Source organism: Pseudomonas sp. Tri1 (assembly GCF_017968885.1).
Lineage (GTDB): Bacteria > Pseudomonadota > Gammaproteobacteria > Pseudomonadales > Pseudomonadaceae > Aquipseudomonas.
In genome coordinates this window covers 2876393-2891008 of the sequence record NZ_CP072913.1, presented here as the reverse complement: position 1 = coordinate 2891008, position 14616 = coordinate 2876393, and the positions used below count along the sequence as shown (strand labels likewise).

Genomic DNA, 14616 nt, shown 5'->3' with positions numbered 1-14616 from the left:
AGGAGTCCGTGTGCGTGTACTACTGATCGAGGATGACGTGGCCCTGGGCGAAGGCATCCATCAAGCCCTGGGGCGCGAAGGCTACACCGTCGACTGGCTCAAGGACGGCAAAAGCGCCTTGCACGCGCTGCTCAGCGAAACCTTTGACCTGGCCGTGCTCGACCTCGGCCTGCCGCGCATGGATGGGCTCGAAGTCCTGCAACGCCTGCGCGCCAGTGGCTCCAACCTGCCGGTGCTGATCCTCACCGCCCGCGATGCGACCGAAGATCGCATCGCCGGGCTGGACGCCGGTGCCGACGACTACCTGGTCAAGCCGTTCGACCTGGCCGAACTCAAGGCCCGCCTGCGCGCTTTGTTGCGGCGCAGTGCCGGGCGCGCGCAAATGCTGATCGAACATGCCGGCATCAGCCTCAACCCCGGCACCCAGCAAGTCAGCTATCTCGGTAAGCCCGTGGTGCTGACACCCAAGGAATATCAATTGCTGCACGAGCTGCTCTCGCCGCCAGGTCGTGTCATGACCCGCGATCACCTCATGCAACTGCTGTATGGCTGGAGCGAAGAAGCCGAAAGCAACACCCTCGAGGTGCATATCCATCACCTGCGCAAGAAGTTCTCCACCGACCTGATCCGCACCGTTCGCGGCGTGGGGTATCTGGTGGAGGAGCATCGATGACATCGATCCGCCGCCGCACGCTGACCCTGATCATCGGCCTGATGCTGGCCGGGCTGGCAGTGATCAGCGTGCTCAACCTGCATGACAGCAATCACGAAATCGCCGAGGTCTACGACGCGCAACTGGCCCAAAATGCCCGTCTGCTCCAAGGCGTGATGCACATGCCGCTGGCGAGCCAGGCCCATGCCGACCTGTATCGGGCGTTCAACACGGCGTTGAGCGAGGCGGCGCCGCGCAACGACGGTCATCCTTACGAAAGCAAAATCGCCTTCCAGGTGTGGAACGCCCAAGGCGAGGTATTGGTACACACCGCCAGCGCCCCCTCCTTCCGCGCGCCACCGGTGGAGCCGGGTTTCAGTGACGTGGTGGACTTGAACAACCGTCACTGGCGAGCCTTTGTTCTCAAGGACAAACAGAACGGCCTGAATATCTGGGTCGGTGAACGGGATGACGTACGGGCGGACCTGGTCGATCGCATCGTGCGCCATACCCTGTGGCCGAACATACTGGGTAGCCTGATCCTGGCGGCGATGGTCTGGCTGGCCATCGGCTGGGGCCTCAAGCCATTGGCCGACATGGCGGCCACCCTGCGCGCGCGCCACAGCGGCTCGCTGGAGCCGCTGCAACTGACACCCCTGCCCAGCGAACTGGAACCGATGCAGGCCGCGCTCAACCGCATGCTTGCGCAGATCCAGGACGTGCTCGAACGCGAGCGACGCTTCATCGCCGATGCCGCCCACGAACTGCGCACCCCCCTGGCCGTGCTACGGGTACATGCGCAGAACTTGCTGGAAGCCGGCAACGAACATGAACGCCGGGAATCGCTGGAACATTTGATCGCCGGCGTCGACCGTGCCAGTCGGCTGGTCAATCAACTGCTGACGATGGCTCGGATCGAACCGAAGACCGGGACACGCATCGTTCCGCTCATCGATCTGGCCGCCACCGTCCGGGAAAGCCTGGTTCAACTGACCCCCTGGCTGCTGAGCAAGGGGCTTGAACTGGGGTTCGATGTCAGCGATGACATCGAACCGGTCAGGGTAGACCCGGCCGACATTCACATTGCCTTGAACAACCTGGTCACCAACGCGGCCAACTTCTCCCCCGCCCAAGGGCAGATTACGGTGCGCCTGGCCAAAAACGGCAATCATTATGAATTATCCGTCGAAGACGAAGGCCCAGGTATCGATGAGTCCGAGTCCAATCGGCTGCTCGAGCGCTTCTACAGCCGCGGAAATGACCAAGGCGCCGGATTGGGCCTGGCCATCGTGAAAGCCATTGCCGATCGGTTGGGAGGGCAAATCAAATTGGAAAATCGCCTACCGACGGGAACGCGCGCTACGTTGGTGATCGGGCATTCCTGAACGGTCCCTGGCGACGCCTTGATGAGGCTGCCTCAGGTCACTCTGACCGCGATCCAGTTGCTGATAAGACCGTAGGTATCGCAACCTTTCTTAACATCAGCGTGATACTGCGACATCTCCCACGGAGCATAGTTATCGACGGAGTACTGACCATAATTGGGATCAAAAAACACCAGGTCCCGTCCCTTATTCAACGCAGCGACGGCGTGCGCGCCTCCACCGGAGAAAATGAAGGCAATGACATAATGCCCTTCTGACTTGGTGACCAATTCAAGCCAGCCATTGTGGTCGCTCAAAAGAGGCCCGGCATCTTTGCCGACCTCGGCGGCAGAAACGCAGAATGCGGCGGCCATCGCTTGGTAATAGGCCTCGCCCAACATCCCTTCGGCCCCGTAGGCACCCTTTTTGTTCTGGCGAACCTGCTGCGATTGCATCGCTTGCGCCGCGACCATGAGTTGCGTGTGCGTGATTAACTCATTCTTACTCTGGAGCTTGCGGTTCAATTTTATGCATTGACGGCACCAGAGCATTGAATAGGCAAAACAGTTGCCGCTTTTTTTCTGGTCTTTCAGCGCCTTTTGAAGAAAAGGGTTGCTGCTGGGGGCAAACTTGGTTCCAAAGGAATGCCCTACGTTGTTTAAACCCAGGGCCGGCCAGTCTTGATTCATGCTTACGCTCCTTGTAAGGCCATGACCGTTGGGGATTAACAGCTGAAGAACGCCCAAACAGGCAAAAACCCATCGTCATCCAGGCGTGTGCGGTTTGAAAAATGGTAGCCAAGCAGGCAGCTTTCTGCCATTCAAGCCAGGCAAACATTTTTCAAACCGCTGGCCGTCACTCTGGCACGCCTATCAATGCCTACCCGTTCGACCCGTGATAACGGATGCGGTCGCTACCGCCCTACTTCACCTCCACCAACCGGAGTGAATGTGAGCCCTCCAAAGACAGGTGAATGACAGCGGCTTTGCTTGGGAAATTCGGCGCATCGTCGTCGGTATTCTCCATCACGGGAATGTCGATCAGGGTCTGCTCACCCGCCGGATCGCTGACCAGCCTGGCCTCCAGCTTGTCGATCGCACGCCAGCTGTCCCCGCCAATACGCATTACGTCCAGCAGACTGAAACGCTGCACACCTTCTTCGCTCTCTTCAGGCGTAAAGGCCGCCAGGTATTGGCTGTAATTGTTGCCCATACCGAAGCCCTCGATGGTGAATACCGCAAGCGTTATCTGGCTTTCCTCGCCGGTATCCAGGGTCTGTACCAGGGTCGCTTCTGGGTAACCGGTGGCATAGCTGTCTTTGATAAGTGTCACCAGGTGACCGACCTGTTCCTCCAAGGCTTTGGGAATGGGTTCTGGTTCGGCGGCGTGAGTCAGGGTAGAGGCGAGAAACAAACTGGCTGTAAGCAGGCGCAATTTCATGAAGTGAAGTCCGAGGTGTCGGGAGGTCTGCGCGGATGTTAGCGCCTGGAAAAGAATTTGGAACCCAAAGATGGCTACAACGGAAAAACAGATGACAAAATAAGGACAATGGCGTTCTTGATCGTTTGTTCGGCAAGTGCCTGTTGGCAAACTGTCCAAACAGAACCAGCCTTGAGCAAGCGCGGCTAGGCGCGTGCATGCCGCTATAGTCGATTCTATTGCCGACCCCACTTCCAAGAGCCTTTTCCAGTGTCTGACATGCCGACCCACTGCGCTTACACAAAACGCTTCAACGCCGTACTCGCCTATATCGATGCCCATCTCGAAGGTGATTTGTCGGTGAAGACGTTGAGCCAAGTGGCGAACTTTTCGGCGTTTCACTTCCACCGACAATTTACCGGGTTCGTCGGCGTACCGGTTTCGCGTTATGTGCAACTGATGCGGCTACGACGCGCGGCGCATCGCCTGGCCGCCCTCGCTGATCACTCGATACTGGACGCCGCATTCGGTGCCGGTTTTGAAAGTCCCGAGGCATTTTGCAGGGCATTCAGGCGCGCGTTCGGCATGACGCCGAGTGCGTTCAGAAAGGAACCGAACTGGCAGGTCTGGAATGCGGTGTTCGCAATCCCCCATTTTTCCAGGACTATCACCATGCAAGTACAAATCGTCGACTTCCCCGAAGTCAGGGTAGCAACGCTGGAGCACTGCGGGCCGACCGGGCTCGTCAAAGAGAGCGTGGGCAAGTTCATCAAGTGGCGTATGCAGAGCGGACAGTCGCCGGTGGCATCGAGCCGCACCTTTGGCATTCCCTATGGCAACCCCGATACCACACCGCCACACGCCTTCCGCTTCGCCATCTGTGGCGAGATCCACGAGGCAGTGGCGCCGAATACGTTCGGCGTGCGCGAGATGGTCATTGCTGGCGGGCGCTGCGCCGTGGTGCGCCACGTGGGGTCACCGGACCACATCGGCGAGACGATCTATCCGATCTACCGCGATTGGCTACCTGCCAGTGGAGAAGAGCTGCGTGACCAGCCGCTGTTTTTCCATTACCTGAGCGTCTATCCCGAGACACCGCAGGACCAGTGGCAGACCGATGTGTATGTTCCGCTGCAATAACGGAGCAAGCAGCTTTCGTCCCTGAGTTGACGTGGGCAAGTGTCCGCTCAGGGGCGTTGACCTCGATCAAATCGCTCAGGCGGCGCCAGGGACATTGGTTCCCATGCCCGCCGGCAGGAACGGTCGAATCTCCTCGATTTCCGCAGCACTGAGGCGCCACTGCGCACCTGCAATCAGCCCGTCCACTTGGGCGGGATGGCGGGCACCGACGATGGCACCGGTCACTGCCGGCTGGCGAAGTACCCAGGCGATGGCGACTGCCGCAGCGCCTACCCCATGCCGTTCACCAATGCGTGCCATGACCTCCACCAATGCCAGGTTGGCGCTCAAACGGGGCTCCTGGAAGTCGGCACTCCGGGCTTTGCGCCAATCGTCTTCGGGCAGTTGCGAGATGCGCTCGCGGGTCATGCTGCCGGAAAGCAGCCCCGATTGAAGCGTGGAATAGGCCAGGACACCCATTCCGGCCTGCTCGCAGAATGGCAAGACGTCCTTCTCGATATCGCGCATCAACGCGGAGTACGGCGGCTGGAGTGAAACGATCTCGGTCACCGCCTGGGCCCGCTTGAGTTGAGCGACGTCGAAATTCGACACACCGATCGCACGAATTTTTCCCTGGTCGCGGGCCGTTGCCAAAGCCGAAAGCGCCATTTCAATACCTTCGCTGCTGGCGTCGGCCGGAAAAGCGGGCCAGTGGATCTGATACAGATCGATAGCCTCGACTTGAAGCCGACGCAAACTCGCATCGACTTCGGCAAGCAACGACTGGGGCGCCAGCGAGTGTGCAATCGCCTTCGTGACCGGGTCCCAGACCAGGCTGCCTTTGGTAAACACCAAAGGACGCCGCGAAGCCGGCACCCGACGCAACAATTGCCCGACTAATCGCTCCGCATGGCCCAAGCCATAAACCGCAGCGGTATCGATCCAGTTGACCCCACGTTCGATGGCATATTCCAGTGCGTCCAGGCTGTCCTTGTCATCCTGCGCGCCCCAACTGTATTCCCAACCGGTACCAGCGATTGCCCACGTTCCCAGGCCAATCGGCGAAATCAGGAACTGCGATGAGCCAAGACGATTCTTTTGCATAACGACCTCTCCACAAGTGATGGGAGAAGTATCCGGGAGCGATCTGATGAAGATAAGATAGGTAATCTTATTTGAACTACTGAACTAAACTCATGAGTAAGCACCCTGACCTCGCGGAACTCGATGCCTTTGCCGCCGTCGCCCGCCATCGCAGCTTTCGCAAGGCCGCCGACGAACGTGGCGTCTCAGCTTCGGCGTTGAGTCACGCGATGCGCGCGCTGGAAGCACGCCTGGGCGTCAGGCTGTTGAACCGGACCACGCGTAGCGTGACCCCGACCGAGGCCGGCCAGCAGCTATTGGCAACGCTGGCCCCGACCCTGCACCAGGTTGCCGATGCCTTGGTGCAATTGACCTCGATGCAGGAAGTGCCCGCCGGCAAACTGCGCCTCAACGTGGCACGTCCGGCGGCTCGCATTGTATTTGCGCAAGTGCTCGCGCCCTTCGTGGCCAGGTACCCACGCATTCAGCTGGAGCTGATCACCGATGACGGCTTGACCGATATCGTCAACGACGGGTTTGACGCGGGGGTCCGCTTTGGAGAAAGCCTGGCCGGCGACATGATCGCAATACCGGTCGGCGCACCTCAGTCGTTCGTCACCGTTGCCGCGCCGACGTATCTAGCCGCAAAGGGGGTTGCACAAGCACCCCGCGACCTGCTCGATCATGCATGCATTGCCAGGCGTTTTCCCAGCGGCAAACTGTACGCCTGGGAGTATCAGGCCGACGGTCAGCCGATACGCTTATCCGTCACCGGCCCGCTCATCCTGGAAGACGATGGGCTGATGATCCAGGCTGCGAAAGATGGCGCAGGCATTGCCTACGTCTACGAGGCATTGGCGCGCGACGACATCCGCTGCGGGTACCTCAGAGAAATACTCCAGGACTACAAAGCACCACCGAGCCGCTTCTTTGTGTATTACTCCAGCCGACGCCATGTGCCATCGGCCTTGAAAGCGCTCATCGAATTCATCCGGGCAGACGATTCGCGAATCTGATTCAAAAAAAAGCCCCGCAACCGAATACGGTGCGGGGCAAGGAATTGGTTGGTTGCGGCCAACCAAAGGAGCGCGATAAAAATGTTTACGGGCCGCAGTCAGATGCAATCCTGTGCGGCGCGGCCAAAACTCGAAGGCAGCAGGTTCGAAGCCAGCAGATGCCGCTCATAGATGAAGACCTTGCCACCGTTGCCGGACTTGTACGCTTCCAGCACGTTGTCCGCCGAGACTTTGCTCGGCACCACGATCCGGTAGCTGCGCTGGGTCTGCGAGACCATTGGGTTCAATGCGCTGCCCTGCAATTTCGGCACGACACATTCGGCGTATTGGGCCGGCGTCTTGCTGGTCTGCAAGGTCAGGGTCGGGTCGTTCGGCACGGAGGCGCAACCGGCGAGCGACAGCGAGGCAAACGTCATGAGAAGCACAAATAAAGAGCGCATCGATCTATCCTGAAAACAAAGGGTTCGGTCATCAAGCGCCCAGATGTCTGGGGCGGCGTGTTCGATGGAGGTAATTTTCCACCGATCGCCGACAAAGCAGAACTTACGTTGCGTAATGGTCACTATCACCTCTAGCGATAGTTACGCGCCGTGAAGACAGATACACACTAAGATCACCACTAAAAAAATGATGAGGACTTTTCCTTGAGAACGTTTGATCTGATCCGCGATGCTGTCTTGCCCGACTTTCGTGACCGCGTGGCCGAGTACCTGGTCCAGTACGAAACCGTGCTGTTAAGCGAGAACGCCCCCGACCCGGAACTGGCGCGGGCCACAGCCAACCAGTTGCGCGGTTATTTGCGTGGGCTGAACACCACGCGGGTATTGGGCATGGCGGATTGGGAGGAGCTGGATCGGCGGGTGGTCAATACCTGGCTTTTAGCGCTTGATCAATGACCGGCTGACCCCTAGGGCGGACGTCTGCTCCGCCGACAGGTTCATCGCTTAATGCCTTCCTGAACCACTTCGCTTCTCCCCTACCCCTTCGTTACCGGACCGCTGGAAGCATTTCCTTCGGTGTTGGTCGTTACATTTCCTTTCAACCATCAACGTCGCCGTGTGCGTCCGTCGAACCGCCGCAAGCGATCGATACGGTCTTGGCTACCTGTCAAAGATCATTCGAATTTACACAATACCTGTACAAACTCACTACACTTGTACAATATTAAGTGATGGCTCTGCGCCACCACCTGAGCTCACGCCCCACCCGGGCGTTGCCCCCTCTTCGAGTGATCTGCCATGAATCTATCCGTAAAAATGAAGCTCGGCATGAGCTTCGCCGCCCTGACAATCGTCGTGCTGCTGGTTTCCACGTTCGCAATGGTTGAGCTGGCCAAGTCCAACAAGGCTTTTTCGATGTACGTCTCAGGTGTGAACACCCGCGAAGGATTGGCAGCCGAACTACTCATCGCTGCACAACGGCGTGCCGTAGCGGCGCGGAACATGGTGCTGGTGTCTTCCGAGGCTGATCTGAAGCTGGAACATGCCGCAGTCCTGGAAGCGCACCGAGACGTCAAGGCACGCCTTGAAGACCTGAAAAACGCGCTCGATACGGTGACCGGCACTCAGTCGCAAGCAGAGAAAAAGTTACTGGCGGATATCGATCGCATTGAAGGCCTCTACGGTCCGGTCGCACTGGAGATTGTCGAGCGCGCAGCAGGAAACCAGCGCGAAGAAGCCATTTTGCGCATCAACCGAGATTGCATCCCCTTGCTCCGACAACTCCTGGCCGCAGGCCAAGCGTATATGCAGCACAGTAGAGACGCCGCCAATGAGGCCGTCACCAGCGGTCACAAGGAGTACGAGAGCCAACGCAACCTGATGATCGCCGTCTGCATAGGCGCATTGTTGCTCGCCCTTGGGCTCGGCATTGCCATCGTCAGAAGCCTGCTGAGAACCTTAGGTGCCGAGCCGCTTGAGCTTTCGGCAGCGGCCCGGCGCGTAGCCTCCGGTGATATGCGCAGCCTGCCAGGCGCAAAACTCGCCCCTACAGGCAGCGTCATGGCCTCTCTGGGCGAGATGCAGCTGGGCCTTGGCGCACTCATCGGCCAAGTGCGTACCTCAGCTGAAACCATATCGGGAGCGGCAGCTGAATTATCCAGCGCCACTGAGCAGGCCAGCCATGGTGTCGTGATTCAAAAACAGGAAGTCGACCAGGTGGCAACCGCTGTACACGAAATGGCCGCAACAGTGCAGGAGGTGGCTCGAAATTCGGAGCAAGTGGCCAGCGCCGCGCTGTCTGCGGATCAACAGGCCCAGGCCGGCGAGGCAAAGGCCCGTCAGGCTATCAGCCAAATCAAGCATCTGGCCAAGGAAGTCGCAGGGTCAAATGACGCCATGACCCGCCTGAAGCTCGAGACCGAGCAAATCGGTGGCGTGCTGGATGTCATCAAGTCGGTAGCAGACCAGACCAACCTGCTGGCATTAAATGCGGCCATTGAAGCCGCTCGCGCCGGCGAGGCGGGCCGTGGCTTCGCCGTGGTGGCTGATGAAGTTCGCCTGCTGGCACGCCGCACCCAGGAGGCAACGGTGCAGATCCAGTCACTCATAGGAGGGCTGCAACACATCGCGGAAGAAGCCGCAGGAAGTATGCAGCTTTGCAGTGATCTGACCGAACGTACCGTTGCAGGTGTGGATGATACGGGGGCCGCCGTCATGGACATCTCCCGCATGATCGCAGCGATCCAGCAGATGATGCAGCAGATAGCTACCGCCACCGAAGAGCAAAGCGCGGTGGCCGAAGAAATCAGCCGGAGCATCACGCGAGTGAGAGCGATTGCCGATGAATCGGCCACATCGACCGAACAGACCGCAGCCTCCAGCGTTGAGCTGGCTCGCCTGGGCGGGACACTGCAGCAACAAGTCGGGCACTTTCAAGTTTGATGCTATAAACAACGTAGCCACGGACGGCCAAGGTCTCAGCGTTGGGCTGCAGCGCTGGGTTTTCAAACAGGTCTATAAACCTGATCGGCAGCATGGAGCCTGAGGTATAGCGCTATGTTGAAACGCATTGCGGTCACTGACCTGCGCCTGGGTATGTACATTACGGAATTCTGTGGAGCCTGGACCGATCATCCATTCTGGAGAGAACGCTTCCTGCTCAACAACACCCATGATCTGGCGCGGATCTTGGAGTCAGCGATTCACGAGGTCTGGATCGAGACAGAAAAAGGGTTGGATATTGTCGGCGATGTGCCGGCGACTACAGCTGCCCAGGCTGACTGCTACGCGCGTTCGGTATTGGCCGCGATAGCCGAAAGCCGAAAGCCGAGCCAATACGACGGCGAGCGTATCCGTCGAAGAGGAAGCCCAAATTGCGCTAAGGCTCTGTGAGCGGTCGAAAACAGCCGTGATGAAGATGTTCAATCAGGCACGGATGGGCGCATCGATCGAGCTGCACGGCGTCAGTCAATTGATATCGACGATTACTCACTCCATCACGCGAAATCCACATGCCCTTATCAGCCTGGCACGCCTTAAAAGCATAAACGAATACACCTATATGCACTCCGTTGCCGTCAGTGGGCTCATGATCGGCTTGGCCCGCCAGTTGAACCTCTCCGAGCCCAACGTGCAGGAGGCCGGTCTTGCCGGTTTGCTGCATGACATCGGGAAGATGGCCATCCCGCAAAAGATACTCGACAAACCCGGAAAACTGACCCGCGAGGAATTTCTCACCATCTACCAACACCCTGAACTCGGGGAGCAGATCCTGTTAAACAATCGGCAAATCAGCGCCTCGGTGCTCGATGTGTGTTTGCATCATCACGAAAAACTTGATGGCACGGGTTCCCCCCACAAACTGGTCGGTGAACAGATCAGTTTGTTTGGACGAATGGCCGCCATCTGCGACGTATATGATGCCGTCACATCTGATCGCCCCTACAAGAGAGGCTGGGGGCCGGCAGACGCAATGCACAAGATGGCCTCATGGGAGGGACATTTTGACCCAGTCATATTTCAGGCTTTCGTGAAATATATGGGCATATTCCCCATAGGCTCGCTGGTTCGGCTGGAAAGCGGACGTCTCGCCGTCGTCATGGAACAGAGCGATGCCTCACTGCTGAAGCCTAAAGTGAAGGTGTTTTTTTCCACGCAAAAAAAAGCTTCGATCCCCCACGAGATTATCGACTTGAGCGATAAAAAATGTGCCGATCGAATCATCAGTCGTGAAGCCTACGAAAAATGGAATTTCAAGTATCTACAGTCCCTCTGGGCCGGACAATAACGACCGGTCCATCGCCAGATAAGTCCATCCCAAATGACGTAGCGACGTCGTCATGACCGTAGCCAAACGCGTATAGCGCTCGGTTTGTTCAACTCACCATGGACGCGCCGCAAGCCGCAAGTTCTGCATCAGCCAGACACTTATCTGCCGCAATGAAGTGCTCTTTGTCCGGCATCCGCCCCGTAGGTCAAGACCCGCAGACTCGCCGGCTAATGCGCCCATCAACTGAGGCAGTAGAAAACCGCTTTCGAACTCGCGGTGGGTCATGCTTGGAGTCTCTGGCCAAAGGCTCTCGGCGCAGGACTGAGGGGTGTCGATCATTGGAGTCTCCTGGTGAATGAAGAACGCTGCCATAGCCGCAGCGGCTCAATCGTTTCTGGGATCAGTTTCACTGGCAAATGGGTTCCGGAGAAGGACCAGGGCTGACATGACTCAATTGCATGGCATGAAACAATGGCTTGAAAAAAACCCCGGCACCTTGCGGCGCCTGGGGCCAGATGAGGCGTGCAATCACGCCGGTCTTTTCAATGCGTCATAGGCTTCAAGCGAACGCAGCGAGTAGATGTACGCTGCCCCCGCATTCAGCGAGATCGCGGTGGCCAGGGCTGCGGCCACTTCCTCGCGGCTGGCACCGGCCTTGATAGCCGAATCTGTGTGCGCGGCGATGCAACCGTCGCAGCGGGTGGTGACGGCGATGGCGATCGAGATCAACTCGCGCGTCTTCGCGTCGAGCACGTTGTTTTCGCTGGCGGCTTCACCAAGGGCCATGTAGGCCTTGACCATTTTCGGGTTGCTCTTGCCCAGTGCACCGAAGGCTTTCTGAATAGTGGGCAATAATTCGGACCAGTTATTGAACATGGCATTAACTCCTGAGTGGGTTGGGTGTACTGTTTCGACGCACTCAGTTTTTCACCCTGACGTAGCTCGGGTTTGTTCAATCCACTCAGTTTTTTTTGCGAAACGCTCAAATGAATGCGGTCGATAAACTCATCAGTCTGGCCAGCGTGCGCGGCAGCCTGGATCTGCGTTGCCAGTTCCAGGGCGATTGGGCTGTGGAGCATGAGCAGCAAGCGCTGGGCACCGCGCCCTATCACATCGTGTTGGCGGGGGAATGCCGGGTGGAGTTCCCCGACGGGCAGCGCTTGCCCATGCGTGCAGGCGATATTCTGCTGCTGCCTCGTGGTGCCCGGCACTTGATGCATAGCCCTGGAAAAACGGTCGCGCCAACTACCCCAGACGTCGTCCCGGGGAGCACGTTGCCGATACATCGCATTGGCGGCGCCAGCCCGGAGCTGGACATGCTCTGTGGTGGCTTTCATTTCAACCGCGCGTCCCTGCTGTTTGCGTCTCTGCCCGAATACCTGGTGATTCCCAGCGGCGCCTTGCCGGCCAATGGGCCGCTACCGGCATTGGTCAAGGTCATTCGAGGGGAAGCGGACGGGGATAAGGTCGGTGCTCGGTTTTTGCTCGACGCGCTTTCCCAGGCGCTCTTCACTCTGATTCTGCGCGCGCACCTGGCCAACCATGGCCAGGACAGTGGCTCATTGGCCCTGCTGGGCGATAAACGTTTGGGCCGCGCCTGGCAGGCGATGCTGGCGGACCCTGCGCACGAGTGGACGATTCAAAGCCTGGCCGAGACGGCGAGCATGTCCCGCGCATCCTTCATGCGAGCATTCGTTCGGGTGGCTGGTGTATCGCCGTGGGCATTGTTGACGCAGGTACGCATGGAGCTGGCGTTCGGTCTGCTGAACCATTCACATCTAGGCTTGAGCGACATCGCAGTGCAGGTGGGTTACCAATCCCAGGCGGCGTTCAGCAAGAAATTCAAGGATATCTATGGCCAGCCCCCCGGAAGAATGCGGCGTGAAATTTGAAAGTGGCTGGGCACATCAGTAAACGTCAGGCCCCAAGGCCGGGTGCTCGCGTAGCCGGTCAACAATGTAATCGACGAAACTGCGCACGCGCATCGAAGCCTTACGTCGTTCACGGTAAACCACTTGGACTGGCGTCGAGGGCGGTTCATAACGCTGCAAGACCCTGCACAATCGTCCGCTGCTCAAATAGTCGTACAACGGGTAGCTCACACTACGTGTCAACCCTGCCCCATGCGCCGCGGCATCGATGGCCGACTGTAAGGTCGCGCAACTGAGCCGCGTGCGCATCTTGATGCTACTGGGCTCGCCCTGGGTTTGAAAAGACCACTGGACCCGGTCCTGGTTGGCTTGCGCGGCAATCAGCCGATGACTTCGCAAATCCTGCGGCACGACAGGTTCACCATGAGTGGCCAGATACGCAGGGCTGGCGCAAACGATCGAGCGAACATCGCCAACAGGTCGTGAGATCAATGCAGAGCTGGGCAAATGCCCCACCAGCACGGCCACATCCAGCCCTTCCTCATTCATGTTCGCAATACGATCATGGTACTGCGCGAACACCCTGATCTCGGGATACAGGTCCATGTAATCGGCCAGCAGCGGTGCCATGACATAGCGGCTGAAGAGCAACGGCAACAGTACCGTCAGACCGCCTTGCGCTTGGACATGCAGGCCCTTGGCGCAGGCTTCGGCCTCATCGACCCCGCAGAGGATACGCGAACAATCGGCCATGAAAGCCGCTCCCGCCTCAGTCAGTGCGACCCCGCGAGTGCTTCGCGACAGTAACTGCACACCGAGCCGAGCCTCCAACCGATCAATGGCACGCGCAACGGTCGGACCGGATACATTAAGGCGATGGGCAGCCGATGCGAGACTCGGACTTTGCGAAAGCGCGTGGAACATTCGCATTTCATGGTAACGCCCCATTAGCCGCTCCCTTTGGCGAGCGATCTGAGGGTCGCGTCGCCCCCGAGCCGATCGGCGAGGAAATCGACGAAGGTACGTACCTTCGCAGGCACCCGATTGTTCTTCTGGTACACCACATGAATCGGCAACGCCGGCAGCTCGAAATCCTCGAGCACCACTTCCAGCGCTCCGTCAGCAACGTGCCTGGCCACTTGATAGGACAATACCCGCGTGACACCCCAACCCAGGCAGGCAATATTGATCGCCGCCTGATTGGCGGTGACCACCAGGCGTGGATCAAACCGCAAACTCAGCGGCTTGCCGTCATCGATGAACTGCCAATCGCTCAGCAAGTGGCTGGCCGAAGACATCACGATCTTGGCCTTACTCAACTCGGCAGGGTGTCGTGGCCTTGCATGCCGCTCGAAATACGCGGGCGCGGCGCATATCACCTGACGCACCTCCCCGACCTTGATCGCGTGCTGAGCGTTTTCGTGCAAATGGCCGATGCGTATCGCTACATCGATCCCTTCGTCAGCCATGTTCACCACTCGGTCGACCAACAAGGCATTGAGATGCACCGAGGGAAATTGATCGAGATAATCCGGTAGCAGTGGCGCAACGTACAGTTCGCCGAACAGGACCGGTGCTGTGACGGTCAGGTATCCGCACGGTATCAAGTAGCTGCCGGCAGCTGCTTCCTCCGCCTCCTCGAGCTCGCTGAGAATCCGTCGACAATCTTCCAGGTAGCGTTGCCCCGCTTCGGTCATGTGCACATTGCGGGTCGTCCTGGACAGTAGCTGAGTGCCGATCCTTTCTTCCATCGCCGCGATGGCACGCGTCACGCTCGGGGGTGAAACATTCAAGCGCCGGGCTGCCGCGGCAAATCCTTCCTCCTCGGCAACCGCCATAAAAACCTGCATTTCCTGAAAGCGATCCATAGGAGATCCATCTTG

At 58.5% G+C, this 14616-nt stretch carries 16 protein-coding genes; 9 read left to right on the top strand and 7 right to left on the bottom strand.

The annotated features are described in order from the left end of the window. Positions 1-10: 10 nt before the first annotated feature. A complete protein-coding gene (locus J9870_RS12855) occupies positions 11-673 on the top strand; it encodes a response regulator (RefSeq protein ID WP_210644561.1) in 663 nt (220 codons plus the stop codon). Beyond that, on the top strand, positions 670-2037 hold the full coding sequence (locus J9870_RS12850; RefSeq protein ID WP_210644559.1) for an ATP-binding protein: 1368 nt from the start codon (positions 670-672) through the stop codon (positions 2035-2037). The genes J9870_RS12855 and J9870_RS12850 overlap by 4 nt, the downstream gene beginning before the upstream one ends. Positions 2038-2069: 32 nt before the next feature. Here the strand turns inward: J9870_RS12850 and J9870_RS12845 are convergent, their stop codons facing one another. Beyond that, positions 2070-2705 (bottom strand): YopT-type cysteine protease domain-containing protein, encoded by a 636-nt coding sequence (locus J9870_RS12845; protein ID WP_210644557.1) that lies wholly within the window; start codon positions 2703-2705, stop codon positions 2070-2072. A gap of 232 nt (positions 2706-2937) precedes the next feature. Next, the gene (locus J9870_RS12840; protein ID WP_210644555.1) at positions 2938-3456 is read right to left on the bottom strand and encodes a hypothetical protein; all 519 of its coding nucleotides are present in this window, start codon (positions 3454-3456) and stop codon (positions 2938-2940) included. A gap of 249 nt (positions 3457-3705) precedes the next feature. Here J9870_RS12840 and J9870_RS12835 point away from each other — a divergent pair, with 249 nt between their 5' ends. After that, positions 3706-4575, top strand: coding sequence for an AraC family transcriptional regulator (locus tag J9870_RS12835; protein WP_210644553.1), 870 nt, complete (start codon positions 3706-3708; stop codon positions 4573-4575). Between the two features lie 75 nt (positions 4576-4650). Here J9870_RS12835 and J9870_RS12830 read toward each other — a convergent pair whose 3' ends face one another. After that, on the bottom strand, positions 4651-5658 hold the full coding sequence (locus J9870_RS12830) for an aldo/keto reductase (RefSeq protein WP_210644551.1): 1008 nt from the start codon (positions 5656-5658) through the stop codon (positions 4651-4653). Positions 5659-5750: 92 nt separating this feature from the next. Here J9870_RS12830 and J9870_RS12825 point away from each other — a divergent pair, with 92 nt between their 5' ends. Continuing rightward, positions 5751-6653: a LysR family transcriptional regulator gene (locus J9870_RS12825; RefSeq protein ID WP_210644550.1), complete on the top strand. Its 903-nt coding sequence runs from the start codon at positions 5751-5753 to the stop codon at positions 6651-6653. A 98-nt stretch (positions 6654-6751) separates the two neighbouring features. On the opposite strand, the gene J9870_RS12820 is transcribed toward J9870_RS12825, so the two are convergent. Further along, a complete protein-coding gene (locus tag J9870_RS12820; protein ID WP_210644548.1) occupies positions 6752-7093 on the bottom strand; it encodes a hypothetical protein in 342 nt (113 codons plus the stop codon). Between the two features lie 204 nt (positions 7094-7297). On the opposite strand from J9870_RS12820, the gene J9870_RS12815 reads away from it, so the two are divergent. The 4 genes from J9870_RS12815 to J9870_RS12805 all read left to right on the top strand — a co-directional run bounded on the left by J9870_RS12815 (position 7298) and on the right by J9870_RS12805 (position 10880). After that, positions 7298-7549 carry a hypothetical protein gene (locus J9870_RS12815; protein WP_210644546.1) on the top strand — a complete coding sequence of 84 codons (252 nt, stop codon included), beginning with the start codon at positions 7298-7300 and terminating at the stop codon, positions 7547-7549. Between the two features lie 342 nt (positions 7550-7891). Continuing rightward, positions 7892-9535 carry a methyl-accepting chemotaxis protein gene (locus J9870_RS12810; protein ID WP_210644544.1) on the top strand — a complete coding sequence of 548 codons (1644 nt, stop codon included), beginning with the start codon at positions 7892-7894 and terminating at the stop codon, positions 9533-9535. A gap of 114 nt (positions 9536-9649) precedes the next feature. Further along, a complete protein-coding gene (locus tag J9870_RS29700; RefSeq protein WP_281728972.1) occupies positions 9650-9985 on the top strand; it encodes a DUF3391 domain-containing protein in 336 nt (111 codons plus the stop codon). A gap of 19 nt (positions 9986-10004) precedes the next feature. Next, the gene (locus tag J9870_RS12805; RefSeq protein ID WP_281728971.1) at positions 10005-10880 is read left to right on the top strand and encodes an HD-GYP domain-containing protein; all 876 of its coding nucleotides are present in this window, start codon (positions 10005-10007) and stop codon (positions 10878-10880) included. A 510-nt stretch (positions 10881-11390) separates the two neighbouring features. On the opposite strand, the gene J9870_RS12800 is transcribed toward J9870_RS12805, so the two are convergent. Continuing rightward, positions 11391-11738 carry a carboxymuconolactone decarboxylase family protein gene (locus tag J9870_RS12800; RefSeq protein WP_210644542.1) on the bottom strand — a complete coding sequence of 116 codons (348 nt, stop codon included), beginning with the start codon at positions 11736-11738 and terminating at the stop codon, positions 11391-11393. Between the two features lie 110 nt (positions 11739-11848). Here J9870_RS12800 and J9870_RS12795 point away from each other — a divergent pair, with 110 nt between their 5' ends. Beyond that, complete coding sequence (locus J9870_RS12795; RefSeq protein WP_210644540.1) at positions 11849-12754, top strand: AraC family transcriptional regulator; 906 nt, start codon at positions 11849-11851, stop codon at positions 12752-12754. A gap of 15 nt (positions 12755-12769) precedes the next feature. On the opposite strand, the gene J9870_RS12790 is transcribed toward J9870_RS12795, so the two are convergent. Both J9870_RS12790 and J9870_RS12785 read right to left on the bottom strand, forming a co-directional pair. Then, positions 12770-13681 carry a LysR family transcriptional regulator gene (locus J9870_RS12790; protein WP_210644538.1) on the bottom strand — a complete coding sequence of 304 codons (912 nt, stop codon included), beginning with the start codon at positions 13679-13681 and terminating at the stop codon, positions 12770-12772. Further along, positions 13681-14601, bottom strand: a complete 921-nt coding sequence (locus tag J9870_RS12785; RefSeq protein ID WP_210644536.1) for a LysR family transcriptional regulator — start codon at positions 14599-14601, stop codon at positions 13681-13683. The genes J9870_RS12790 and J9870_RS12785 overlap by 1 nt, the downstream gene beginning before the upstream one ends. Positions 14602-14616 lie beyond the last annotated feature (15 nt).

What these genes read in the sequence shown, in the direction of transcription:
- J9870_RS12850 (WP_210644559.1), top strand. Translation starts at nt 670, where the DNA reads ATGACATCGATCCGCCGCCGCACGCTGACCCTGATCATCGGCCTGATG.
- J9870_RS12845 (WP_210644557.1), bottom strand. Translation starts at nt 2,705, where the DNA reads ATGAATCAAGACTGGCCGGCCCTGGGTTTAAACAACGTAGGGCATTCC.
- J9870_RS12840 (WP_210644555.1), bottom strand. Translation starts at nt 3,456, where the DNA reads ATGAAATTGCGCCTGCTTACAGCCAGTTTGTTTCTCGCCTCTACCCTG.
- J9870_RS12830 (WP_210644551.1), bottom strand. Translation starts at nt 5,658, where the DNA reads ATGCAAAAGAATCGTCTTGGCTCATCGCAGTTCCTGATTTCGCCGATT.
- J9870_RS12825 (WP_210644550.1), top strand. Translation starts at nt 5,751, where the DNA reads ATGAGTAAGCACCCTGACCTCGCGGAACTCGATGCCTTTGCCGCCGTC.
- J9870_RS12820 (WP_210644548.1), bottom strand. Translation starts at nt 7,093, where the DNA reads ATGCGCTCTTTATTTGTGCTTCTCATGACGTTTGCCTCGCTGTCGCTC.
- J9870_RS12810 (WP_210644544.1), top strand. Translation starts at nt 7,892, where the DNA reads ATGAATCTATCCGTAAAAATGAAGCTCGGCATGAGCTTCGCCGCCCTG.
- J9870_RS29700 (WP_281728972.1), top strand. Translation starts at nt 9,650, where the DNA reads ATGTTGAAACGCATTGCGGTCACTGACCTGCGCCTGGGTATGTACATT.
- J9870_RS12805 (WP_281728971.1), top strand. Translation starts at nt 10,005, where the DNA reads ATGAAGATGTTCAATCAGGCACGGATGGGCGCATCGATCGAGCTGCAC.
- J9870_RS12800 (WP_210644542.1), bottom strand. Translation starts at nt 11,738, where the DNA reads ATGTTCAATAACTGGTCCGAATTATTGCCCACTATTCAGAAAGCCTTC.
- J9870_RS12795 (WP_210644540.1), top strand. Translation starts at nt 11,849, where the DNA reads ATGAATGCGGTCGATAAACTCATCAGTCTGGCCAGCGTGCGCGGCAGC.
- J9870_RS12790 (WP_210644538.1), bottom strand. Translation starts at nt 13,681, where the DNA reads ATGGGGCGTTACCATGAAATGCGAATGTTCCACGCGCTTTCGCAAAGT.
- J9870_RS12785 (WP_210644536.1), bottom strand. Translation starts at nt 14,601, where the DNA reads ATGGATCGCTTTCAGGAAATGCAGGTTTTTATGGCGGTTGCCGAGGAG.